11 protein-coding genes are annotated in these 24,985 nt (G+C 57.7%); 8 read left to right on the forward strand and 3 right to left on the reverse strand.

Going from position 1 to position 24,985, the window contains the following annotated elements; translation table 11 throughout:
- The first annotated feature begins 132 nt into the window (after positions 1–132).
- The 8 genes from prmA to PMI22_RS17560 all read left to right on the forward strand — a co-directional run bounded on the left by prmA (position 133) and on the right by PMI22_RS17560 (position 10,465).
- On the forward strand, positions 133–1,011 hold the full coding sequence (prmA, locus tag PMI22_RS17595; RefSeq protein ID WP_007945213.1) for a 50S ribosomal protein L11 methyltransferase: 879 nt from the start codon (positions 133–135) through the stop codon (positions 1,009–1,011).
- A gap of 30 nt (positions 1,012–1,041) precedes the next feature.
- Positions 1,042–2,259 (forward strand): DUF3426 domain-containing protein, encoded by a 1,218-nt coding sequence (locus PMI22_RS17590; protein WP_007945214.1) that lies wholly within the window; start codon positions 1,042–1,044, stop codon positions 2,257–2,259.
- Positions 2,260–2,443: 184 nt separating this feature from the next.
- The gene (dusB, locus tag PMI22_RS17585) at positions 2,444–3,454 is read left to right on the forward strand and encodes a tRNA dihydrouridine synthase DusB (RefSeq protein WP_007945215.1); all 1,011 of its coding nucleotides are present in this window, start codon (positions 2,444–2,446) and stop codon (positions 3,452–3,454) included.
- Positions 3,451–3,771, forward strand: a complete 321-nt coding sequence (fis, locus tag PMI22_RS17580; protein WP_007945216.1) for a DNA-binding transcriptional regulator Fis — start codon at positions 3,451–3,453, stop codon at positions 3,769–3,771. The genes dusB and fis overlap by 4 nt, the downstream gene beginning before the upstream one ends.
- A gap of 82 nt (positions 3,772–3,853) precedes the next feature.
- Complete coding sequence (gene purH / locus PMI22_RS17575; protein ID WP_007945217.1) at positions 3,854–5,461, forward strand: bifunctional phosphoribosylaminoimidazolecarboxamide formyltransferase/IMP cyclohydrolase; 1,608 nt, start codon at positions 3,854–3,856, stop codon at positions 5,459–5,461.
- A 169-nt stretch (positions 5,462–5,630) separates the two neighbouring features.
- Complete coding sequence (purD, locus tag PMI22_RS17570) at positions 5,631–6,926, forward strand: phosphoribosylamine--glycine ligase (RefSeq protein WP_007945219.1); 1,296 nt, start codon at positions 5,631–5,633, stop codon at positions 6,924–6,926.
- Positions 6,927–7,026: 100 nt separating this feature from the next.
- On the forward strand, positions 7,027–9,804 hold the full coding sequence (locus PMI22_RS17565) for a hybrid sensor histidine kinase/response regulator (RefSeq protein WP_007945220.1): 2,778 nt from the start codon (positions 7,027–7,029) through the stop codon (positions 9,802–9,804).
- 64 nt (positions 9,805–9,868) lie between these two features.
- Positions 9,869–10,465, forward strand: coding sequence for a MarC family protein (locus PMI22_RS17560; RefSeq protein WP_007945221.1), 597 nt, complete (start codon positions 9,869–9,871; stop codon positions 10,463–10,465).
- Positions 10,466–10,539: 74 nt separating this feature from the next.
- Here the strand turns inward: PMI22_RS17560 and PMI22_RS32255 are convergent, their stop codons facing one another.
- The 3 genes from PMI22_RS32255 to PMI22_RS17550 form a co-directional block, all read right to left on the reverse strand.
- Positions 10,540–16,770 carry a TcdA/TcdB pore-forming domain-containing protein gene (locus tag PMI22_RS32255; RefSeq protein ID WP_007945222.1) on the reverse strand — a complete coding sequence of 2,077 codons (6,231 nt, stop codon included), beginning with the start codon at positions 16,768–16,770 and terminating at the stop codon, positions 10,540–10,542.
- A complete protein-coding gene (locus tag PMI22_RS32260; protein ID WP_007945223.1) occupies positions 16,725–17,516 on the reverse strand; it encodes a TcdA/TcdB catalytic glycosyltransferase domain-containing protein in 792 nt (263 codons plus the stop codon). The genes PMI22_RS32255 and PMI22_RS32260 overlap by 46 nt, the downstream gene beginning before the upstream one ends.
- A gap of 218 nt (positions 17,517–17,734) precedes the next feature.
- Positions 17,735–24,826 (reverse strand): TcdA/TcdB pore-forming domain-containing protein, encoded by a 7,092-nt coding sequence (locus tag PMI22_RS17550; RefSeq protein WP_007945224.1) that lies wholly within the window; start codon positions 24,824–24,826, stop codon positions 17,735–17,737.
- Positions 24,827–24,985: the final 159 nt, after the last annotated feature.

Here is a 24,985-nt window from a genome sequence, read left to right on the forward strand (position 1 = left end):
CGCCAGCTGCTACAGGTGCGTGTTGCAACATGACTGTCCACCCCACTCCCACAAACGCCGCGCGCTCGCGTAAACTTGCGCGCTTCTCGCAGCCCGCTAGGCTGCAATCAATATTTTTCAAAGGTGCCCGCCATGCCTTGGCTGCAAGTCCGTCTCGCCATCAGCCCAGAACAAGCCGAAACCTACGAAGACGCTTTCCTTGAAGTGGGCGCTGTGTCGGTGACCTTCATGGACGCCGAAGATCAGCCGATCTTCGAGCCAGAACTCAATACCACGCCGCTGTGGTCGCACACGCACCTGCTGGCCCTGTTCGAAGGCGGCACCGAAGCCGCCAGCGTATTGGCCCATCTTGAGCTGCTGACCGGCAGCCCGCTGCCCGAGCATCACAGCGAAGTCATCGAAGACCAGGACTGGGAACGCAGCTGGATGGACGGTTTCCAGCCAATGCGTTTCGGTCAGCGCCTGTGGATCGTCCCGAGCTGGCATGCCGCGCCCGAGCCAGACGCCGTGAACCTGCTGCTGGACCCGGGCCTGGCGTTCGGCACGGGCACCCACCCGACCACCGCGCTGTGCCTGGAGTGGCTCGATGGCCAGGACCTGAAAGACTGCAACGTGCTGGATTTCGGCTGCGGCTCGGGCATTCTGGCAATTGCCGCCCTGCTGCTGGGCGCCAAGGAAGCCGTCGGCACCGACATCGACGTTCAGGCACTCGAAGCCTCCCGCGATAACGCCGGGCGCAACAACATTGCCGACGCACTCTTCCCTTTGTATCTGCCGGAAGATCTGCCGCCGGTCAAAGCTGATGTGCTGGTCGCCAACATCCTTGCCGGGCCATTGGTTGCCCTGGCCCCTCAGCTGTCCGGCCTGGTGAAAACGGGCGGGCGCCTGGCGTTGTCCGGCATCCTCGCCGAACAAGGCGAAGACGTTGCCGCCGCCTACGCGCAAGACTTCGATCTGGACCCGATTGCCAATCGCGATGGCTGGGTGCGCATTACCGGCCGTCGGCGCTAGAATGAACGCCTGCATAAACCGGATCGCCGCATGACCGATAGCTTTGTCACCCAGTGCCCGCATTGCCAAACCAGCTTCCGCGTCAGCCATGCTCAGTTGAGCGTGGCCCGTGGAGTGGTTCGTTGCGGCTCCTGCTTGCAGGTATTCAACGCCGCCAAACAATTGCTGGAACAACGGGCCGGCAAAGAAGCCGTCAAACCGGTCGCCCCGGTCATCGTTGAACCGCCGGTGCAACGCGCCATCAGCCAAAAGCAGTGGACGGCCTCCGAACTGGATCTGGACAGCCTGGACCTGGACGAAGAGCTCGCTCGGCTCGAACAGCGGGAAATCCAGCCGACAACAGAGTTTGGCCGGCACCGTGAAGACGGTCTCAGTGCTCGCCGCGACTCTGTCGAAAACGACGAGGAGCCGTGGTCCGACAGCCTCTTTAGCGAGTCCGCCGCCGACCGCGCCCAGTCAGCAGAAACGGAACAGCAGGAAACAGAACCGGAAACAAACAAACACTCGCGAACCGAGCCTTCTTTTTCGCTGGAACCGGTTGATCCGGACGACGAACCCCAGGTGCCCCATCTGCGCCTGCACGATCCACTCGACGCCCCCCTCCCCCACGAACGCCTGACGGCGACCGAAGAGCTAGACGACAACCTGCCGTCCATCGAACCGTTGCGCAAGCGTCGCGAGCGCAGTGAGCCGGGCGTGCGCGCCGAGGTATTGCAAGACCTGACCGACGATCCACTGCAACTGGATTGGCAAAAACGTCGATCCCCCTGGGGTCGGCGGTTGTTCTGGTTGCTCCTGGTACTGCTCGGCGCCGCCGCGCTCGCGGGCCAATACATTGCCTACCAATTCGACGAACTGGCTCGGCAGGACCAGTACCGCCCATGGTTCCAGCAACTGTGCCCGAAAATCGGCTGCACAGTGCCGTCCAAAGTCGACATTGCCAAAATCAAAAGCAGCAACCTTGTGGTCCGCAGCCACCCGGAATTCAGTGGCGCACTGGTGGTCGATGCGATCATCTACAACCGCGCCCCGTTCTCCCAGCCTTTCCCGTTGCTGGAACTGCGCTTTGCCGACCTTAATGGCCATTTGATCGCCAGCCGTCGCTTCAAACCCGGCGAGTACCTCAATGGCGACCTCGAAGGCATGGCGGAAATGCCGCCGCAAACGCCAATCCATATCGCGCTGGATATTCTCGACCCAGGCGCCAAAGCGGTGAACTACAGCCTGAGCTTCCACTCTCCCGAGTGAAACGCTTTACCGTTTCAGGCCTGACGGCAGATTCTTGACTTTGGTCACCACACCAAACTGCTGGCAATAACAGAATAGCTGTTCAGATTTTGTTCAATTCAGCCTTTATCCAGTCATCGAGAGCGGGTATCATGCCAACCCTTTTTCGAACTCTAATGATCCGGCCCCACAACAGGGAAGTCCTATGTCGGCGGTACGCATCGGTCCATACACATTGCAAAACGGCTTGATTCTCGCCCCGATGGCGGGGGTCACCGACCAACCCTTTCGTCAGCTGTGCAAGCGATTGGGCGCGGGACTGGTGGTCTCGGAAATGGTTACCAGCGACATGAGTTTGTGGAACACCCGCAAATCGCGGATGCGCATGATCCACGAAGGTGATCCCGAGCCACGCTCGGTCCAGATCGCCGGTGGTGATGCGCAAATGCTGGCGGACGCGGCCCGGGCCAACGTCGAACTGGGCGCGCAGATTATTGATATCAACATGGGTTGTCCGGCGAAGAAGGTCTGCAACAAGGCTGCCGGCTCCGCACTGTTGAAGGATGAAGCATTGGTCACCGAGATCCTGCAGGCCGTGGTGGCTGCGGTTGATGTCCCGGTGACGCTGAAGATCCGTACCGGCTGGGACCGGGACAACAAGAATGGTTTGACGGTGGCGAAGATCGCCGAACAGGCAGGCATTACGGCGTTGGCGGTCCATGGCCGCACCCGTGCCGATCTGTACACCGGTGAAGCCGAGTACGACACCATTGCCGCGATCAAGCAGGCGGTGTCGATACCGGTCTTCGCCAATGGCGATATCGATTCACCCGAGAAGGCCCGGTACGTGCTCGACGCGACCGGTGCCGATGGTTTGTTGGTAGGCCGGGCCGCCCAGGGGCGGCCATGGATTTTTCGTGAGATCGAGCACTTCCTGCGTACCGGCGAGAAACTCCCGGCGCTGGAACTGATCGAGGTGGAACGCATTCTGCTAGAGCATCTGGCCGCCCTGCACGTTTTCTATGGAGACGTGATGGGTGTCCGTATCGCTCGAAAGCATGTGGGCTGGTATCTCGCAACCTTGCCGGGCGCCAGGGAGTTTCGCGCCCACTTCAATCGTTTGGAAGATACGGAAACACAATGCGCCAACGTTCAGGGCTTCTTCGCCGAACGTTACAAGAGCCTGACAGGGGACGAAAAAGGGGTGGCCGCATGACGATGATGACCGAGACTTTAGTGAGTGGAACTGCACCCGTGAGCGACAACGTAAATTTGAAACAGCACCTCAATACGCCCAGCGAAGAAGGCCAGACCCTTCGCGGGAGTGTCGAGAAGGCGCTGCACAATTATTTCGCCCACCTTGAGGGCGCTGCCGTCACGGATGTGTACAACCTGGTGCTCTCCGAAGTCGAGGCTCCCCTGCTCGAGTGCGTGATGAACTACGTCAAGGGCAACCAGACCAAGGCCAGCGAGCTGCTCGGGCTCAACCGAGGCACGCTGCGCAAGAAACTCAAGCAGTACGATTTGCTGTAAGCATTTAATCAAACCAGAAAGGCGCCCGCGTAAAACCGGTCGCCTTTTTTGCTGACTTCCTTTGCTTTTGATGGAAATTGAGATGACCGACCAGACTACCCGCCTGCCGATCCGCCGCGCCTTGATCAGCGTTTCCGACAAGACAGGGATCCTCGAATTCGCCAAGGAGCTAGAAGCCCTGGGCGTCGAGATCCTCTCTACTGGCGGGACGTTCAAGCTGTTGCGCGACAACGGCGTTGCCGCAGTGGAAGTCGCTGACTACACCGGTTTCGCGGAAATGATGGACGGTCGGGTGAAAACCCTGCACCCGAAAATCCACGGTGGGATCCTCGGTCGTCGCGGTACCGATGACGCCATCATGAGCGAGCACGGCATCAAGCCGATCGATCTGGTTGCGGTCAACCTGTACCCGTTCGAAGCCACCATCAACAAGCCTGGCTGCGACCTGCCGACGGCCATCGAGAACATCGACATCGGCGGCCCGACCATGGTCCGCTCGGCGGCCAAGAACCACAAAGACGTGGCCATCGTGGTCAACGCCAGCGACTACGCCAGCGTTCTCGAAGGCCTCAAGGCCGGCGGCCTGACCTACGCTCAGCGTTTCGACCTGATGCTCAAGGCGTTCGAACACACCGCCGCCTACGACGGCATGATCGCCAACTACATGGGCACCGTGAACCAGGCCGCTGACACCCTCAGCACTGAAGGTCGCAGCGAGTTCCCGCGCACCTTCAACAGCCAGTTCGTCAAGGCCCAGGAAATGCGCTACGGCGAGAACCCGCACCAGAGCGCGGCGTTCTACGTAGAAGCCAAGCCAGCCGAAGTCGGCATCGCCACCGCGACCCAACTGCAAGGCAAAGAACTGTCGTACAACAACGTGGCCGACACTGACGCCGCGCTGGAATGCGTGAAGAGCTTCGTCAAGCCGGCCTGCGTGATCGTCAAGCACGCCAACCCGTGCGGCGTGGCCGTGAGCCCGGACGCCGAAGGCGGTATCCGCCAGGCCTACGAACTGGCGTATGCAACCGATACCGAATCGGCGTTCGGCGGCATCATCGCGTTCAACCGCGAGCTGGATGCTGAAACCGCCAAGGCCATCGTCGAGCGTCAGTTCGTCGAAGTGATCATCGCCCCAAGCGTCAGCGAAGAAGCCCGCGCCATCGTTGCAGCCAAAGCCAACGTGCGCTTGCTGGCCTGCGGCGAATGGTCGGCTGATCGCGCCGCTGCATGGGACTACAAACGCGTCAACGGTGGCCTGCTGGTGCAGAGCCGCGATATCGGCATGATCGGCGCCGATGACCTGAAAGTGGTGACCAAGCGCGCACCGACCGAACAGGAAATCAACGACCTGATCTTCGCCTGGAAAGTGGCCAAGTACGTCAAGTCCAACGCTATCGTCTACGCCAAGAACCGTCAGACCATCGGTGTCGGCGCCGGCCAGATGAGCCGTGTGAACTCCGCCCGTATCGCGGCAATCAAGGCAGAACACGCCGGTTTGCAGGTGCAGGGCGCGGTCATGGCATCGGATGCCTTCTTCCCGTTCCGCGACGGCATCGACAACGCGGCCAAGGTCGGCATCACTGCGGTGATCCAGCCGGGCGGCTCAATGCGTGACAACGAAGTGATTGCTGCCGCTGACGAAGCCGGCATCGCCATGGTATTCACCGGCATGCGCCATTTCAGGCACTGAGTGCAGCGACAAGCCTCAAGCTGCAAGTGACAAGTAAAAGCCGACCTGCGTCGCTCTTGCTGCCACTTGCAGCCTCACTAATTCAGAGCTGCACGCCGCACTTCAGAGCGATAGAGATTGCTCTCAACTTGCAGCTTGTAGCTTGTAGCTTCTCCGAAGGAGTCTCTCTTTGAACGTTTTGATCATTGGCAGCGGTGGCCGTGAACACGCTCTGGCCTGGAAAGTGGCTCAGGATCCGCGTGTACAGAAAGTGTTCGTGGCACCCGGTAACGCCGGCACCGCCATCGAAGCCAAGTGCGAGAACGTCGCTATCGACGTACTGGCTCTTGAGCAGCTTGCAGATTTCGCCGAGAAAAACGTTTCCCTGACCATCGTCGGCCCGGAAGTGCCGCTGGTGGCAGGCGTGGTCGATCTGTTCCGCAGCCGTGGCCTGGACTGCTTCGGTCCGACCGCTGGCGCGGCCCAGCTGGAAGGTTCGAAAGCCTTCACCAAGGACTTCCTCGCGCGCCACAAGATCCCGACCGCCGACTACCAGAACTTCACCGAGATCGAGCCAGCCCTGGCTTATCTGCGTGAAAAAGGCGCACCGATCGTGATCAAGGCCGATGGCCTGGCCGCCGGTAAAGGCGTGATTGTTGCCATGACTCTGGCAGAAGCCGAAGAGGCCGTGCGCGACATGCTCGCGGGCAACGCGTTCGGCGATGCCGGTTCGCGCGTGGTCATCGAAGAATTCCTGGACGGCGAAGAAGCCAGCTTCATTGTTATGGTCGACGGCAAGAACGTGCTGCCGATGGCCACCAGCCAGGACCACAAACGCGTCGGCGACGGCGACACCGGCCCGAATACCGGCGGCATGGGCGCTTACTCCCCGGCCCCGGTCGTGACGGCCGAAGTGCATCAGCGAGCCATGGACCTGGTGATCTGGCCGACCGTTCGCGGCATGGCCGAGGAAGGCAACGTCTACACTGGCTTCCTGTACGCAGGCCTGATGATCGACAAGGCTGGTAACCCAAAAGTCATCGAGTTCAACTGCCGTTTCGGCGATCCTGAGACCCAACCGGTGATGCTGCGTTTGCAGTCCAGCCTGGTCCTGCTGGTTGAAGCCGCTCTGGCTCAGGCGCTGGACAAGGTCGAAGCGCAATGGGATCCACGACCGAGCGTCGGTATCGTACTGGCCGCGGGTGGCTACCCGGGTGACTACGCCAAAGGCGTGGCCATCAACGGCCTGGATGCAGCCGCCGCACTGGAAGGCAAAGTCTTCCACGCGGGCACTGCGCTCAAGGACGGTCAAGTGGTAACGGCCGGTGGCCGTGTGCTTTGCGCCACCGCCATGGGCGCCAGTGTCGATGCGGCTCAGCAGCAGGCTTACAAGCTGGCAGACAAGATTGATTGGGAAGGCTGTTTCTACCGCAAGGACATTGGCTACCGTGCCATTGCCCGTGAACGTGGCGAAAGCCAGGAATAAGGCCATTCATTCGGCGAGGCGAGGGCCGCTGGTCCTTGCCGCACTATTGCGGCACCGCGCATAGTTATAATCTGGCATCAACCTACGAAGGGATTTCGCCGTGCGCTGGCTCAGGATTGCCATAAGCCTCACCGTCACTCTGCTGACCCTGCTCTGCATGCTCCCGGCCCAGGCCGCGCAAGGCAGTGGCTGGGCAGTATTGTTCGACGAACAGGGCGACCTGCAGCTCAACGACATCCGTTCCGCTCGCTACACCAATCAATTCAGCCCCATCGAACTCGATCGCCTCACGGCAGCCGAGCCCGATGGCGCGTTATGGCTGCGTTTCAGGCTGGCCCCCGGCAAGCACGAACAATTGCTGCGGGTGTTCGCACCCGATCTGTCGGCGCTCAATCTGTATGTACTCGACGGCGATACGCTGATCGAGCATATGAACACCGGTACCGGACAGCCACAGGCTGACCGCCCTCTGCCCAGCAGCGACTTCATGTTGCCGCTGCCGCAAAGTGACAAGCCCCTCGACGTCTACCTGCGACTGGTCTCCGACCATCGTTTGCGGCCTTACATCACCCTGCAATCGGCAATCACCACCGCGGCCGATCAGAACCAGACGTTGATTTACGGCCTGCTGTTCGGTTGCCTGGGCATGCTGATCCTGCACAACTTTGTGCGCTACGCCTACACGCGTTCGCGCAGTAGCCTATGGCTAGCCTGGTGTGAAGGGTTGTTGATGCTCAGTGTGCTGTTGCTACTGAACCTGGCCGGGCCATGGTTGCCGAACTGGCACGCTGTTCAGACCCCTGGCGCCTACCTCGCATTATTGCTGACGGCGCCGAGCGGCCTGATGCTCGCCAGGCGCTTCTTCGCCCCGCTCGGCCCTCACCCGCTGAACAAACTGCTGCTGGCGGACATTCTGCTCATCGTTGCCTGTGGCCTGCTATTGTTGTTCGTCAACACATTGCCGCTGAACATCATTACCTACGCCCTGGTTGCCCTGGCAGGGCTGAGCATGCTTTTCGTCAGCGCCTATCACTGGCAAAAAGGTTATCGCCCGGCGCGGTTTTTCGTCGCGGCGATGGTGGTATTCAACATTGGCGCCCTGATCATGCTGCCCGCACTGCTGGGACTGACGCTGGTCGCGCCGCAAGGCCTGATCATCACGCTGCTGGTGTTCATCTGCATCAGCGGCCTGCTGATGAGCATCGCCCTGAGCGAACGCCAGCGCAGCATCACGGAAGATCGCTTCAGTGTCAGTCGCGACCTGGCCGCCAGCAACGCAGAGATCAACGCCAAGGCCGAATTCCTGGCGAAAATCAGCCATGAAATCCGCACCCCCATGAATGGTGTTCTGGGCATGACCGAGTTGCTGTTGGGCACGCCACTGTCGGTCAAGCAACGCGACTACGTGCAGACCATCCACAGCGCCGGCAACGAACTGCTGACACTGATCAACGAAATTCTCGACATCTCCAAGCTCGAGTCCGGGCAAATAGAACTGGACGACGTGCAGTTCGACCTCAATGCCTTGATCGAAGACTGCCTGAGTATCTTCCGCGCCAAGGCCGAGCAGCAGAATGTCGAGCTGATCAGCTTCATCCAGCCGCAAGTGCCGCGCGTCATCAGCGGTGACCCTACACGTTTGCGCCAGACCCTGCTGAGCCTGCTGGAAAACGCGCTGAAGAAAACCGACGAAGGCGAGATTCTGATCGTCGTCGCCCTCGACGAACGCAGTGCCAAACCGCGGCTGCGCATCGCCGTGCAAGACAGCGGTGTGCCGATGGAGGCCGAAGAGCGCGACGCCCTGATGCATGCCGAACTGCACAGCAAGCACTTCCTCTCGGCAACGAGTCTGGGCGGCAACCTGGGGCTGGTGATCGCTCGTCAGCTGATCCGCCTGATGCACGGCGAGTTCGGCATCAAGACCGGCGCCAACCAGGGCAGCACGTTGTGGCTGACGCTGCCACTGGACCCTGACCGACTGGAGCACCCGACCTGCGACCTCGATGGTCCGCTGCAAGGCGCGCGCGTACTGGTGGTGGATGATAACGACACCTGCCGCAAAGTATTGGTGCAACAGTGCAGCGCCTGGGGCCTGAACGTCAGTGCCGTACCTTCCGGCAAGGAAGCCCTGGCGTTATTGCGCACCAAGGCCCACTTGCGCGATTACTTCGATGTGGTCTTGCTGGACCAGAACATGCCCGGCATGACCGGTATGCAACTGGCGGCCAAGATCAAGGAAGACCCGAGCCTCAATCACGATATTCTGCTGATCATGCTGACGGGCATCAGCAATGCGCCGAGCAAGATCATTGCCCGCAATTCAGGAATCAAACGCATCCTCGCCAAACCCGTGGCCGGCTACACCCTCAAGACCACCCTCGCGGACGAATTGAATCAGCGCAACAAAGGCCCGGCCGTTTCGCCTCATCTGCCTGCCGGCCCGGCGCTTCCAGTCAAGGTCCCGAGCGACTTCCGCATCCTGGTGGCCGAAGACAACACGATCTCGACCAAGGTGATTCGCGGCATGCTCGGCAAGCTCAACCTGCAACCGGACACTGCCAGCAATGGCGAAGAAGCCTTGCAGGCGATGAAAGCCCAACGCTACGACCTGGTGTTGATGGACTGCGAAATGCCGATCCTCGATGGCTTCTCTGCCACCCAGCAGTTACGTGCCTGGGAAGTCGGCAATCAGCGAACCCGTACACCGGTGGTGGCATTGACCGCGCACATCCTCGCCGAGCACAAAGAGCGAGCGCGCCAGGCGGGCATGGACGGGCATATGGCCAAGCCTGTGGAGTTGTCACAGTTGCGTGATCTGATCGAGCATTGGGTGGCCCAGCGTGATCAGCAGAACCGGGCAGCGGCGCAACCTTCCTGAGCCGACAGACTCAGCAACGCCTGATAGACTCCCTCTCGACGTCCCTAGCCAGTGAGCTTGCACCATGCTTCAAGTGTTATTCAGCGTTTACCTGAAGATGCTGGTGCTCTATAGCCCGTTCTTCGTGTTGTCCTGCTTCATCAGCTTGACTCGCGGCTATTCGCGCAAGGAACAACGACGCCTGGCCTGGAAAGTGGCGGTCGCCACGCTGGTTTCCAGTGTCTTGCTGTACCTGTTCGGGCGAGTGATTTTCAGCGTCTTCGGCATCACTGTGGATGCGTTCCGCATCGGTGCCGGCAGCGTGCTATTCATCTCGGCGCTGGGCATGGCCCAAGGCAAGTCGGCGGTGCAAACCGATAACGTGCAGCAGGACGTGACCATCGTCCCACTGACAATTCCCTTGACCGTCGGCCCCGGCACCATCGGTGCATTGCTGGTGATGGGCATAGGCCAACCGCATTGGGACGACAAACTCACGGCCATCCTCAGTATCGCCCTGGCGAGCTTCACCGTGGGCGTCGTGCTTTATCTGGCCAACCACATCGAGCGTATTCTCGGCGACCAGGGCTTGCAGATTGTCAGCCGGTTGATGGGGTTGTTTGTCTGCGCACTGGCAGCGCAGATCATCTTTACCGGGGTGAAAGGCTATCTGGTTCCCTGACCGCCAAATGAACAGAGCCGCCGGCTCGAAAGCCGGCGGCATTGCACACGCAGGGATCAGTTCATTGCGCTGGCTTACACGTCGTTCAACCTCTTGACGAGCGACATCAGCGCGAGCCCCTCCGCATCGACGCCATCCATGGCTTGTACCAACTCATCGAGGGGCACCTCGATCGTGCCATCCAGGACTTGAAGACTCAGAGCAAGCGAACTGTGCATGGCTTGAGCGTCACGAAAGACCAGGCTGCGTCCGCTGTCGGGATCGGTAAACAGCAAATGCCCTCCGATCAGGTTTACCTGCCACATATCCTGGGTCCCAGTCTCCAACGTCAATAGGCCGGTCATCCACTCGCCCGCCTCTTTCAAGCGCGCGCACTCGACAATGATGCAGTCGAGTCGTCCCCAGACCTGCGCCGACACTCGACATGCCAATACGCCCCGATCTCTCGCCAGAATCAGCGTGGTGATTTCATCGGGAATCAGCGGCAACAAGTCGTCGATTCGATGGTCGGTTTCAAGGGTCAGCACTGCTGCATTGCGTTGTACAGCGCATGGCATCAACCAAACGTCACGTTTGTTACTGAGTAGCACGCGGTCGATCGGGTCGTAGAGCAGAAAGGTCTGCCGGTCCCGAGTCCCGATGTATGAAGACCACCGCCCGTCGAACCGCCCATCGGTGGTAAAGAGTCGGCCAGCCGAGGTGTCATACCAGGTGAATCTTTCACCTTCATTGGCAACCCTCAAGACGAGCGCAAACCGCTGATTGTCGATCAAGCGTCGCAACTTCGACTCCTGCTGCTGCCGGGTAAGCTGCTGCGGGAGAAACCGCTTGTCCACGCCAGTGATCATGGCCGGCTCGCCGTCGAGCAGCTCAAGGCAGACGCCGTCATGGGTCCAACCTTGCAAACCGGCGCCACTCACCACGACATCAGCAAAGGACCACTGTGGCCATACTGCCTGCATCGCGGGAATCACGTTGTTGTGCCGCAATCGCTTGCCATCGCCGAATGCTGTCTTCAACTGTTCCATTTGAAGGCAGGCCTGACGATAAAGCCGTCCTGCCTCTCGGACAAAAAACCACGCAGCGCGTTTGTCAGGCGTCGAACCCAGCCGTTGCAAATCCTTGCCGTGAGCGGGATCAACAAGCAGCAATTGCTTGTCTTGATACCCGGCGGACATTGGAAAGCCTTCAGCGTTGGAAAGGCCGACAATCGACAAATAATCGACCGAGTACTGCCCGGCGATGTCCGGCAACTCCGTCAGCCATGATGGGTGAGCGCCGAGCCACTGCTCGTTCAGACCTTGCAGCCGGATGACACCATCGTTGCCGACATCAAACAGCAAGCCTTCCCGGGTGAGGGCCAGGTAGCCTCCCGCGACGGCGACCATGCTTTTCAGCTCACTCAGCGCCGCGACCAACATCGGCTTGTCACCAGTACGGCGCGTCCAGCGCCACAGGGTGTGCCGGGCATCATCATAGAACAGCACGCTGTCGCCATCGGTGCCTGAAGGCATCAACAACACCCAACCATTCGTTTGGACTTCATGGTTCCAGAGAAGCCAGTTATCGCTGATGCGCACCCAGGCGGTATGCAGCTGATGTTTGAAGCGAACCTGCATCGAGACAAACGTCGCCGGTGCCCAGTGCTCAATCGAGTCAGCCATACCAACCGTGGAATCCTCAAACGAATCGTGGACGTCGAATCCCGCGAGGAACTGCGTCCAGCCGCCCCAGACAAAGTCCTCACCGGTAAACCCATGTACATCGTCCACAGTCGTTTCGATGGAACAGAGATGTAAACCTTCGGCGGACAGCAGATAGTCCATGCGATAAAGAGTGCCGTCCCGATCCGCGACCTGCTGGACGACACGAATTGCCGCACCTGCATCCTGACAGGCGATGATGGTTGAACCCTGGACAGGGTTCAGCAACCGATACCGTTGGGTCACCTGCCCGGTGATGGCGTCAACGCGCCAGATAGTCGGCTGTTCGCGATGGTAGAAGTACAGATCATCTTCCAACACAACGCCCAACTGAATGTCGGCACAGACAGCAGCCGGCAGATTGCGGGCATACAAGACACGGTCCTTGGCAACTTCGTAGAAACCATTGGTGCGAATCGGAGCCGTCGGATCAGCGAAAGGCACACTGAAGTTGTGCAGCGGCACATAAGGGCTGGCCAAGCGATGTTCGTGAGCGAGTTTTGCCAGATGCTCCTGCAACAGTCGCGAATCGCAAGCGTCTTCGATTTCCTGCTCCTCAAGCACAAGTCGTTTGTGCGTCCAGTCGACGGCGAACATCTGCCCGCCCTCAAGCTGAATATGCAATTGGGTCCCTGATGCAACCTGTACATCGATACCATCAACCCGCAGGCCCGTAGGGTCGATATTTACAGCCTCCTCGCCCACCCACGGTGCACGTAGCACCCAGTGCATCGGCGAATCGGCGGATGTGGTCACCAACCGGACAGCGGCGACACCGGGGTTCAGCGACAATGAGCACTGCCCTCCGACACCTTCAATGTCATAGGTAATCAGTCCTCTCCACTCCAGCGGCATTTGCGGAACGTAAAGGGACTGAATGTCTTTATCGAGCAAGACCCTGACAGTGGTGGGTTTGTAGACTGGTCTGAGGGTGTAGACGATGTACTCAAAAGGGGTCCAGGGTGTGAAGTAGAACTGTCGGTTGCCCTTGGCATCAAACTCCAGCTCACGGACGACATCGAACCCCTTGTCGTGACGATTAACCGCACCTGGCATGAGCTGGTATTCATAGCCGAAGTAGCACAGGGGCGTACAAGGTAAAATCGCTCCGCTGACCGTACGATTTCCTGAGTAGTCATCAGCGGGCTCATCGCCCGGGCCTCCGGCGATCAAGGCCTGCCCCGGCAAACCCCAGCCTTCGCGAATGTTGATCACCTTTGAGATATCGCCATAGTAATCGGGCAATCCCGGCCCGCTACGATGCTCCGCAAACAAGGCCTGACTGCCGAATTCGATCATGCGGTTGCGCAAATCCAGGGTCGTTATCACCACTTCCGACGTCGGATGAACAATTCCATCGATCAAGGAATGACCACCGAGGCCATAACTCTTTTTCAGCCAATCAAAATACAGCCCCACTTGCTGGGCTTTCTCCAGGATCGCGCTGTAGTTGTTTACGAGCGCACTCACGCCATAACCAACACCGGCCAACACAATGGCAAGTGGCCCAGCGAACGCACCGACGGTGCCGCCCACGGCTAATGCCACGCCACTTAACAACAGGCCGGCCAGGTCAAAGGTCAACTGAGTCGCAGCGCGAGCCTTTTGCGCGGAGTTGTCTGCATTGGCCAGCTCATAGATGTCAAATCCGACGTTGACCAAAGCAAGCACATTGCCCACGCCCTCACCTGCTACACGTCCGAACGTGCGGCCCACCACACTGGAAGTGGTTGCAGCGATTACCCGTTCATTCATCAAAGCCTGTCTGACCAACTGAACTACACCAGCAATATCAGCCAGGTTGCCATGAATAAGTTGGGCATAAATCACGTAGCCATGCAGACGCACCGCCGTTGCCAAAGGCGCTACGCTGGTGCGCTGAGCATTGTCTTCATGGTTGTGCAGCCCATTGAACAGAGCCTGGATCGCAAACCCGGCATTCAGCGTATTGACTGCCGACGGCTCGCCCGGAGCATGCTCAGTGTCGCTGCCTGCCAACGTAATAAATCGCTCCTGCAACCACGTCTTGATCTTGAACAGGCGCGAGTCTTCAACGGTGACGCGAACGACTTTTTGCGGATCCTTGATATCGATCAGGGACACGCTCCACTCTCTGGAGGAATCAGCCCGGACGGTTTCCAGCAGCGGCACATAGTCCTGTCCCAACGAATGACTGTCGCGCAGTCGGGTCATCACTTGCTCGAACTGCCGCGCCCAGCCTCTGCCATCCAGCTCCGCCAGACTGCGCCCCAATCGGGCATTCTCGGACAACGCCCGGGCACGCAACGCAGCGTGATGCTGCCAGGTTGCGATCTCTTTTCCACCGATTACCGGGGCACTGGACAACAAATCGGCAACGCGCAAGTTCGAGAGCAACGCCTTCTGGGCAATGCGCGCCCCCTCCAGCGCGATGAGATCGAAACGTGCATTCGCCGAGCCTTCCACACCATAAAGCGCTGCCAGCCCAGGCAGATCGAAGAAACGCTCGAGCCCCTGTCGAAGGGACTGCACCGTATCGAATCCAAACACACCAAAGTTTGGATCATAAAAACGGTAGACACTTTCCCCGGCCACCCCGCCCTTCACCAGCAACACGGAGTGGCTATCGGTATTGAGCATCAGCGCACCGGTCGAGTCTTTCGCGTCTAGCCGTTGAACAGCTTGCTCCAGGCTGGCGTTCCCCGCCTTATGACCAAAATCGGCCATCGGAAACGCGCGCAGCTCATCCAGTATCTGCAACAGAGCATGAGTATCGCGCTCTTCGGGCGCCAGGCTGGCGTTAGCCACTTTGCCGATCAGCGTCCGCTCTGCCGCTTCGCCCTTGCTCAACGCCGCCGCCATCACCAACGCCAACGGATAACAACGCCGGCCAGGATCACCTTCGCCCCGGATCAACAACTCTTGGGGCAACTGCTTGGCAGACGTGGCACCCGAGTTGAACAACAGCGTCCGAACGGCGACACCTCGCTGGAGAATTTGAGAGCGGTACTCGTCATGGGCAACCTTTTGGATACGCGCAACCTGCTCCCCCCACTGCCGGGTACTCAGCGGTTCAGCGAGAGCACGGACCTTTAGTTCCTGAGCACTGTGCACGAAGTTTTCAGCAGCCGGTTGGAGGTTAAAACCGGATTCAAATGCCCCCGTGCGTTGCGAGAGAAGTGCGCGTTCAATGGCTTCATAACGCGCCGAAAGACCTCGATCAGCCGTGTTGGCAGCAAGGGCGCGAGCGTCTTGCCATGTCTTGGCAAAACCCGCCTCGTCCAGCGATTGCGCGCCGAACACTCCACCGAGCAATACACGCTGCAACGGGCTTGTTTGCTCCAGAGGAAGCGAGCCATGATCGATGCGTGTGAACATCTCATTCAGATTGCCGATGGGTTGAGCGCCGATCGAGACCGGGAGCTCGTAGGTGGGTTGCGCGAGGATTTGCCGGCGCTTGTCGAAGCTGATCAACAACGGTTTGTCGAAGGTCACATCGCCACTCAACTTGTCATTCATTGCCTGGATGAAGGGATCACCCAAATCATTGAGTAGCTGCTGAAGAATGGAGGTCTGTAACACCGGCTTGCCTTCAATGATCGGCCAGCCTTGTTTGAAGGTCAGGGTTTGTTCCCTTAGAAGTTCTACGATGTTCCCGGTGTAACGAGACTGGAGTTTGCCGCTTTTCCATTTTTCCTGTTCTTTTGCAAGCCATTCAAGAGGCTCGGCATTAACGGTCCAGCCGGATATTTTTTCTTCTTCAGTGGCGACGTTATAGCCCTCGGTCAACTTCAACTGATCGCGGACATTAGCGATTTCTTCAACTGCCAGATGCGTTTCGGTGTACTCACCCAGTCCGATGACAGCAGCTCCTGGCCCGGTCAGGGTGATCGTGCCGCGTGCACCGATGCGAATTCCGTCCTGGTAATACTCGAAAATGGATTGGCCCAAATTGAATAGAATTTGTTTGCGTGAGAATGTGAGTGCCGTTCCTGTACCTTCTTTTTCAATTAAAACGTTTTGAATGGTATCTAGCAATTCAGCGGTATCGCCCCACTGCTTTCCCCTCTGGAATAATCGGCGCTCAACCTCAAAAAGACAGTCATAGTTGAACCGAATTATCTGCATGATCGATTCGGTCATACCACCCGCTGGGTGGGCGATAAAATGAGAGTTCATTTCCCTATCGAACTGAATAGCCATGCGCAAACCCTCTTTGGGGGCCTGCCTCTCCTGGGGCGGAACAAAAACTTCAAGTAAAGCGGGTTTACTGCGGGCGAACTTGAGCAGTGCCTCTTTATCCCCAGCGGGAATTTTGTCGGTCCTGTCGGGATAATGCTGTGCGTCTCGACCGGGCATCAATGCATCGTTATGGTTGAGCAACAGCTGCAATATGCCGAGCCGGGCCATCTCGTCATACCCTTTGATATCAACTCCACCCAACTTATCGGCCAAAGGTGGCAAGTAATCCATATCACTGTAACGACCACCCTCCAGATACTCGGCCTGCAAGCGCACGACATCACTGGCCGCGGCAAAGTTACCGCGCATGGCGACTTCACGCTGATAAACATCCTTTAAGTAATGGTCGGCGAACTCATGACGAACGTCCCGCAGCAGCAAATCCTGCCCGCCATCTTCAAATGAGTGTCCAGGCACTTGCGGCGAAATGCTTCCAGCACTGCGCGATCCTTGCCATAAGCCCGAACCATCAGGTCGATCCGGGCCTCGTCTGCCCTGTCGGCCCATTGGGGCTGACTGAGATAATCCGCCATTTGCCGTTTCAATACACGAGCGCGGTCCTCGATCATCCTTGAGAGTTTCACCGGGTCAGTCACCTGGTCGCCCCCGGACTCCATCGCATGCACTCTGGCGCTGTCGAGAATCACCCGGTTCATCTCGAAGGCCAACAAGGCATCGCTGTCGTACCAAAGATTGAAGGTATACCCCTCTGAAGCGAGGACCTTACGCCAGATGTTCATGTAATCACGCTGAATCGCGCCTACTTCACTGCCCCCGACCCAAACGAAGTGCATGATCCTGGGCACGGGTGCAGCTGCCTTGGAGAGCATGGCGACCGTATTGGACAGCCTGGCAGCATATTGCTTTAGGCCGACATGGGCCTGACGAAGGGTGGGTGACGACGTGTTTTTTTGACGAAGCAGCGACTCGAATGCTCCCTGAAAGAGTTTTACAGGTGCCAGATTTTCAGACGGCTTGGAACGTTCATTCGCAAGATGATAGTACCGTTCAAGGGCTAAATATTCGGTCTTTCCGGAAAACTCGTAAAAAGAAGCTTTAACGGCTGAAAACTCTTCTGCGGAGAAAAAAACACTCTGTTGTTCCGACACTTTTTCAGTATGACTCATTACACTTTCGTCCTTGAAATAAAGTAAAAAATTAATAAACAGGTACGTTAAAACATCCGCGCAACAATGCGGACACTGCCAGCTCTCAGCCAACCAACATAAAAAAGCTCTGTTAGTTAGCCGAGAATCAATAATGTTTGCCGAACCCGGCCACCTCACATAACGCAGGCAATGTCGTCAGACATTGAACAGGCGAATTAGGTGATGGGGCATCAAACTCAAGCTTCTACTGCTTCAACTTTGCTGATTGGTAAAAGTTCAGAAAGCGACACACTATTCAAAGTGTCATTTCTCGCAATCAGGACACTCACCAGACTCGACATCGCAAACGACGGATAGCCGCTTATTGCCAGAAACACTTCGCCGCGCAAGGCCGGATCCGTAGCGAATACATGACGAAATATAAGGCTGTGCCCACTGTCCGAATCAATCATCACCAAATGCTCGCCAACCTTGCTCAGCAACAGCTTTGCGGGTCTGTCCAGTTCCCAGATCAATTTGCCGGGAATCAAGGCTGAACGACCCAAAGAATGTCGGCAGTCGACAATGACCGACTCCAACCTGAACCAGGCAGCCTTCGACAGGCGGTAAGTGACTGCGCCCTGCCCCAGCCCGAGGACCAACGTATTCACGTCGTCGGGAATCAACGGCAAGAGGTCACTTACCGTCATCTGTCCTTCAATCGCCAGCACTTCGGCATTGCGCTGAACATAACGGACGGGACCGGCCTGCTCCATGCTCGGGTAGGTGTGCAGCAGCCCGTCTTTACGCTCATGCAGCAACACATTGGTCTGCTGCTGAGTGCCCAGGAGTTCGAAGTCGTCGGTTATCGAAGCTTTCGAAACCCGAATCAATCGTCCTGTTTGGGACACATACCATTGCAGATTGTCGGGTTTCTCAATCGACAGGAAGGCCGCGTGCCGGTGGTTCTCCACCAATTGCTTGAGTCCATCCTGCAACGGGCCGGTCTGAACAGTCACCCATTGGCTATCGACCCCAGTGATCAACACCGATTCCTGATAACGCAACTCCACGTTGATGCCCTCAAGCGTTGTGGCGCGAAGTCCTGCGCCTTCTGCTATTACATCGGCAAACCGCCAGGGCGCCCACTCACGCACAGGTGGCGGTATCGCATCGGCCTGCAACAAGCTCGAGCCCTGGCCAAACGCACTGTCCAGTTGCGCAGGATCGATGAAGCTCTGCCGGTAGATTTCACCGGTTGAAAGTTCCAGCAACCAGGCCCCGATGTTGTCCGGCGTAACGCTCAGCAAGCGCACTTCCCCGCCACGCCCCAGGTCGGATAACAGCAACCGATTGTTCACGTACCAGGCACTTAACCGCAGATGACCGTGCAAATGGGTCAACCCCACAATGGCAAAACTCGCGACCGGGTATTGGCTAACTACTGTGTCGAGCGCCAACCACCATCGTGCCCTATCCTTGAGCCAGTCATCTGTCAGGCCACCCAATTGCAGGCGACCTTCGGCGGTCACATTGAAGAACAGGCCTTTATCGGTCAGTGCCAGATATTCCTCTTCAATGGCAACCACATTCACCAGCCCTGCGGGTTCAATCCGCTCAACGGACCAAGTCCCATTCATTCGTTGTTGCCGAGACAGTCGCTTGGCGGCCTTGTCGTAGACGACAAACGCATCACCCTCATTGTTTGCCGGTGGGACAAGTATGAGTTCTTGCAGATACTTGATGGAATCTGGCCAGCCTCGTTCCCGGTGTCGCGACGCGGTTGGGCAAATAATCAGGCGATCACTGCTGCGAATCCAGGCCAGGTCGCGCAGCGTCGCATCCACCTTCCAGCAAATCGAGACGTACACCGCAGGCTGCCAGTCGACTGAGGTCACCACACCATTGGCCGGCGCAGGCGAAAACAAAACATGCTCACCCAACACCTGCGCCCAGTCGCTGAGTGTCTCGCTTTTGCTCACGACCGCGTCCAACACCGGGTCCAGGTCCCGGGTCATCGAACTCAAGAACAGTCCGTCTTGATGCAGCTGGTAGACAAACTCATCCACCGTCTGATCTTTACGAGTGACCTTCTGCACGAGGGTGATCACCCCATGCGCCGTCTCTTTGCAGTAGGTAATGAGACTGTCGGCGGCTTCAGCGAGCAACAGTCGATAACGCCGATGAAGCAGGCCCGTCACTGCATCAACTTGCCAGACAAAGTAGTTTCGCGGGTCATAGAAGTACGCATAACCGTCTACCACTGCGCCCAATAACGCGTCATCGGCTTCCCCCAGCTCATCGTCGCGAAAGTACAGAAAGCGATCGACAGCCGAGTCGTACCAAGCGCTCGTAAACCTGGGTTCATCCGGTTTTTCGAACGGGACCGGAAACTGATGAACCGGCGTGTAAGGCATGCCCAGGCGATGCGCTCGGGCCAACATTTTGAAGTGATCATGCAACACCTCGGCATCCATGCCTGGAGTCGCGTCTTGCTCTATAAGCATCAATGCCATCTTGGCAAAATCAACTTTGAAGACTTGATTCTTGCCGATCTTTATCAGGACCTCATGGTGCCCCTTGCCGCTCATCTCCACGTTGATGGCACCGATAAAGAGCCCGCCAAAAGACTCAACGCGAATATCGCTTTGTTTAGCCCATGAGGCTTGCAGCAACCAACGCGAGGTTTCCTGACTTGGCGACTCCAGTTCGATCCTCACCCCGGGACTGAGCACGATCGAGCAATTGGCACCTGCACCCTCGATTTTATAAGTGATCTTGTCGTGCCACGACTTCGGCAGGGCGGGCACCACCAGCGTGCGCGCGATCGCATCGAGCTGAACATTGATCACCGTCGGCTGATAGACCGGGTTCAGGCGATAAACAATGTAGTCACCGGGAAACGAATAGAACGAAAACAGAAACTGACGTTGGCCATCCGCTTTCCTCTTCTCCAGGCGGCGCGCCGTATCAAACCCGACATCGTGGCGCAGCGTCGAAAAAGGCAGCCATTTGTATTCATAGCCGTAAACCGTTTTAGGTGTGCAAGGCAGCACGATGGTCTGACCCGCAACAGGTGCAAACGCGGCACGTCCTGGCAAACCAAGCTCGCGGCGAATATCAATCGCTCGCTCGTAATCCGCGTCAAAGTCGGGGACACCGAAATGATCACGCAGGGGGAACAGTTCAGGGCTACCGAATGCCAGGGTTCGCGCCTTCAGGTCCAGCGTCTGGAAAACCACTGCCGAATGAGGCAACCACGCGCTGGCCGCCTCATCAAACCTATAACCGCTTTCGCGATACGCTCGTTCCAGCCCGTCAAAAAACAACCCGACCTGTTTGACCTCCTCGGCAATGACCGCAAAACCCTGGGCGAGTGCTGCCGCACCGATTGCCAGGCCGCCCAGAATCACACCGGCACCACCGAGTACTGCGGCCGCTGTACTCGCCCCTACCACGCCAGCACCAATCCCGGCTCCCGCCAGTAACACGCTGGCAGCATCGAATGCCAGCTGAGTACCGTACTGCGCGCGCTCAACATCGTTTTCAGCCGTGGACAACTGGTAGATATCAAAACCTGTGTTAGCTAAACCTAAAACAGTACCCACACCTTCATTAGCGACATGCCCCAATGCTTCGGTCACCACCGGAGCACAGGTTTGCGCGATCACCTTCTCTTCAGCCAGCGCTTGTCGCACCAGTTTGACCAGCCCTACTACATCGACCACATTGCCATGTACCAACTGTGCGTAGTTGACGTAAGCGTGCAACCGAACGGCCATCGTCAATGGTTTTCCAGCACCTTCTTGATTTCGCAACGCGTTCATCAACGCCTGGATGGTGAAACCCGCGTTCAAGGTATGAACGCTGCCGGCACCTGTCGGATCCAACTCATTGAGCGGTGCCCGGGGTTTTGTGGCCAGCGCAGAGAATTGCTCTGACAGATAGGTTTTGATGCGCAGGAAGCGCTGATCGTTGGTGATGACTTGCACCAGATGCTCAGGCTTCTGGGGATCGATCAGGCTCAAGCGATACTCGCCGACCGGGGTAACCTCCAGTGTCTCGAACAACGGGACAAGACCATGTGCCAGCTGATTTTTTTCCAGTAGTTCAGTGGTTGCCTCGCGTATCTGCTGGCTCCATCCATAGCTGTCGAGCCCCAGCAGACTGCTGCCCAGCCGCGGATTATTCATCAGCGACTCGCCGTGAGCACTCGCCAGGCGCTGCCGGACCACAGGCAATGACAGTTCCTTCAAGGGGCCGGGTTGCAGCAGCTCGGAGACACGAATCCCCGATGGCAACAACGTAGCGGACAGACGCGCACCGTCCAGTTCGATCAGGTCAAACGTTGGCCGGGATGCCTCGCCATAAGCGGCGTACTGCCTGGCCATTTCATGTTGCAGGAAGAACTGCTCCAACGCCTCGCGAAAAAGCAGCGGTTGCTCAAACTCGAACACACCAAAGTTCGGATCATAGAAGTGGTAGAGGCCGCGCTCGCCGACAAAAGTTTTCGCCACCAGCATCGAGTGGTTATTGGAGTTGAGCATCAAGGTACTGGTGGATGTCCTGGCTTCCAGTACCGCCACCACCTGCGCTACATCAGAGCGCGCAAGGGCGGTGCCCATTTCGTTGAGCTGCACGCCGCGCATTTCTTCCACGGCGTGCAGAAAGGCCGCAGAGTCGTTTTCCTCATGGTCAATGACCCCGAGGTAGAAGCGTTCCCGCAGGGTATTGGCGGCGGCAGGGCCGTGTACCAACGCCGCGGCCATTGCCAGTGTCAGGGGATAACAGCGGCCACCCACCCGCTCGCCAGCCCCCTGCAGAAGCAGATCCTGCGGTACCAGTTTTGTCGTACCCGCATGGAAGCTGTCCAGAACAATGCTCACTCGCTCGACAACCCGGTCACGGAATTCAAGCTTGGCGACCTGTTGGATGCGGGCGACGTGTTGCCCCCATTGACGCAACGTCAACGGCTGCGCGAGCGCATTGGCCTTGAGTTCCAGTGCATGCTCGGAGAATGCTGGCGGTTCGTCGGGCGCGCTGTTCATTCCTGCCAGGAAGGCCGGCGCATTGTGTTTGAAGAGCTGACGTTCAATGACCGCGTAACGCCCCGAAACACCCAGATCGCGAAGGGTGTTGGCCAGGTTATCCAAATTGCTACTCACCGCCTCGAAGCTACGGTTATCCAGTGCTTTGGCCCCCAACAAAGCACCGAGCAACAGGCGCTGAGCGGGGCTCAATTGCGTCGTCAGGAACGAGCCGCTGGCGAATCCGGTCAAGATTTCATCGACCGATAAAAGCCGCGTCCTCGTATCGCTCAGCGAAGCAGGAGGCAGCGTTTTTGCGTCTTGGGCGAGGATCGATTGCCGGTCATCAAAGCTCAACGGCACGGCCTTTTCAAACGTCACCGTATCGCTGCGCTGTTCATTCATCGCTCGCAGAAACGGCTCACCGAGTTCATCGGCCAAGTGCTGCAACAGACCGGTCGACAACACATGGCGACCTTCGATGACCGGCCAGCCTTCCTCGAAATCAATGCTCTGGTACTTCAGCAGTTGCGTCATGTCACCCATGAAACGGTTTTTGAATGTCCCTTCTAGCCAGCGCTTTTGCTCACTGGCCAGCCATTGGGAGGTGTCACTCGTGTTTTCCTTCCAGGAGTGATCAAGTTCCTCCTCGGTCGCTCGGTTGACGGTCGCAATGGGGGCAATAGTGACGTCCTCTCGCCAGGCGTCAGCTGCCTGAGGGGTGAAGTGAATTCTGACGTAGGCTGCGATCGCATCACGCATCGCCGCAGGTCCGGTCAGGTAGATCGTCACTTCGCTCTGGGGGCGAATTCCATCGCTGTAATAGGTGGCTGCCGCTTCAATCAGAAAACCGAGCGACAGGTCTTCTTCCTCAGGCAGGTCGCGCAAGGGACCGAATTTTTCCTCGACGACCTCCCGCGCAAGATCGATCATGGCCTCAACGTCGATCAAGGCAACCTTTCTCTGCATGGCCAACCGTGCCGTGGCATCGACAATTTCATAGTTGAGCCTGAAACGTTCAATGACTGCGCTCAGCATTGCCGAGTCGGGATGCGCCATCAGGAAGGCATTACTCAAACTGCTTTGCTCGGCGACAGCTCGCAGTCCGGCCGGACGAACGAGGCGCTCGACGGGCGGGCGGAAAACGCTTTTCAACGCTGGACGACTTTTGGCAAAACGTTCCAGGGCCGGACGATGCTCTTGGGGGATGACCTCAAAATAGTCGGTGTACTTGCTGCGAAGCGCCTGACGGCCCGGCATCCATTCGGGATTGTGATCAAGCAACAATTGCAGCACGCCCAGGCGTGCATCAACGCCAAACTGGCTGATGTCCACCTCCCCCAGCACTTCCAGAAGTGGCGGCAGGTTATCGACATCCGCGTAACTTCCTCCTTCAGCCATCAAGGCCTCGACGCGTACAACATCGGAGGCGGCGGCAAAGTTGCCGCGCAGCCTGACTTCTCGGTCGTATATAGTCTGCAAGCGTAGCGGCGTACCATTGCTCGCCAGATCACAAAGTTCCAGACTGCCCTCGGCCAGCGCCGAAAGGCTCTCGCTGTTTTTTACCTTCAAGGCTTTCAAGTGCGCTTCGTTCTGCCCATAAGCGCGGACCAGAAGATCAATTCGCGCATCGTCGGATTTTTCGCCGCGTTTTACCGCGTTGGTGATATGCGCGCTCATCTGCTGCTTGAGGACAATGGCTCGCTCTTCGTACTTGTCACCCAGCTCAAACGCTGTTTTGCTAATCGCCCCACCGTTGATCATCGCATCAGCCTTCGCCGCCTCAACAATGATCCGGTTGGTTTCGTAGGCCAGCAACGCGTCGCTGTCGTACCAGAGTTTGAGGTTATAGCTTTCCCCCGCGAGGGCCTGTTTCCAGACATTGATGTAATCGCGCTGGATGTCCCCGACGCCACCGCCAAGCCATACAAAGTGCAGGTTTTTCGGCACTTCGGTGGCGGCGACCGTTAACTGTTCAACACTGCTGGACAAGCGCGTCTGAAAATCTTCAACGCGGTTGAGAATGTCCGTCAGGGTTGGTGGCTGACCTTCACCCGGTTCCGCCTGCACCGTCACTTCCGCGGAACGCCGGCGTCGCTTTGTGGGCTCTATAAAAGATCCAAGTGCCTGAAGCAGCAATCCAAGCGGCACCCGCATCCGTGGAAAATCGAGTTGGCCAATGCAACCGAAGTAATACCGAAATACCGCGTCATATTCATCGGTCCCTTTATGTTCGTGCAGCGCCTGTTCAAGATCAGACAACTTGAACAAATCGATAAAACTTACATAACCGCCCGCACGACTTTTATCTCGCTCTTGCATAAACACACTTCCTTGTAGAGTAACAATTGACGACCTTATCAACACATAAAATCAACACTAACCGAATTGATTTTCGGTCTCAAAAAATAAAACAGACAATTGATTGCCAATCAAACATTCAGAAATGCAAGAACACCGAAAACAACTAAATAAACGCCA

The organism is Pseudomonas sp. GM21, assembly GCF_000282215.1.
GTDB lineage: Bacteria > Pseudomonadota > Gammaproteobacteria > Pseudomonadales > Pseudomonadaceae > Aquipseudomonas.